1 rRNA gene is annotated in these 1,266 nt (G+C 53.9%); it reads right to left on the bottom strand.

The features are described from left to right. Window positions 1-1,266: ribosomal RNA gene (locus C9J01_RS29320) — 23S ribosomal RNA — on the bottom strand; the annotation flags it as partial.

Here is a 1,266-nt window from a genome sequence, read left to right as displayed (position 1 = left end):
AGGAACCTTATAGGTTCAGGGATGACTCATCTTGAGGCTCGCTTCCCGCTTAGATGCTTTCAGCGGTTATCGATTCCGAACTTAGCTACCGGGCAATGCGTCTGGCGACACAACCCGAACACCAGAGGTTCGTCCACTCCGGTCCTCTCGTACTAGGAGCAGCCCCTCTCAATCATCCAACGCCCACGGCAGATAGGGACCGAACTGTCTCACGACGTTCTAAACCCAGCTCGCGTACCACTTTAAATGGCGAACAGCCATACCCTTGGGACCGACTTCAGCCCCAGGATGTGATGAGCCGACATCGAGGTGCCAAACACCGCCGTCGATATGAACTCTTGGGCGGTATCAGCCTGTTATCCCCGGAGTACCTTTTATCCGTTGAGCGATGGCCCTTCCATACAGAACCACCGGATCACTATGACCTGCTTTCGCACCTGCTCGACTTGTCAGTCTCGCAGTCAAGCGGGCTTATGCCATTGCACTAACCTCACGATGTCCGACCGTGATTAGCCCACCTTCGTGCTCCTCCGTTACGCTTTGGGAGGAGACCGCCCCAGTCAAACTACCCACCAGGCACTGTCCGCACCCCGGATAACGGGGCGACGTTAGAACATCAACACTACAAGGGTGGTATTTCAAGGACGGCTCCACCGAATCTAGCGACTCGGTTTCAAAGCCTCCCACCTATCCTACACATGTAGGGTCAATGTTCAGTGCCAAGCTGTAGTAAAGGTTCACGGGGTCTTTCCGTCTAGCCGCGGGTACGCAGCATCTTCACTGCGATTTCAATTTCACTGAGTCTCGGGTGGAGACAGCGTGGCCATCATTACGCCATTCGTGCAGGTCGGAACTTACCCGACAAGGAATTTCGCTACCTTAGGACCGTTATAGTTACGGCCGCCGTTTACCGGGGCTTCGATCAAGAGCTTCGACCGAAGTCTAACCCCATCAATTAACCTTCCGGCACCGGGCAGGCGTCACACCGTATACGTCATCTTTCGATTTTGCACAGTGCTGTGTTTTTAATAAACAGTTGCAGCCACCTGGTATCTGCGACTGCCAGCAGCTCCAAGAGCAAGTCTCTTCACCGCCGGCAGCGTACCTTCTCCCGAAGTTACGGTACCATTTTGCCTAGTTCCTTCACCCGAGTTCTCTCAAGCGCCTTGGTATTCTCTACCCGACCACCTGTGTCGGTTTGGGGTACGATTCCTTACTATCTGAAGCTTAGAGGCTTTTCCCGGAAGCATGGCATCAATGACTTCA

Origin of the sequence: Photobacterium rosenbergii, assembly GCF_003026455.1 — a bacterium.
GTDB classification, from domain to species: Bacteria; Pseudomonadota; Gammaproteobacteria; order Enterobacterales; family Vibrionaceae; genus Photobacterium; species Photobacterium rosenbergii.
Note: the sequence above shows the minus strand (reverse complement) of the source record. Positions and strands in the feature narration are given on the sequence as shown.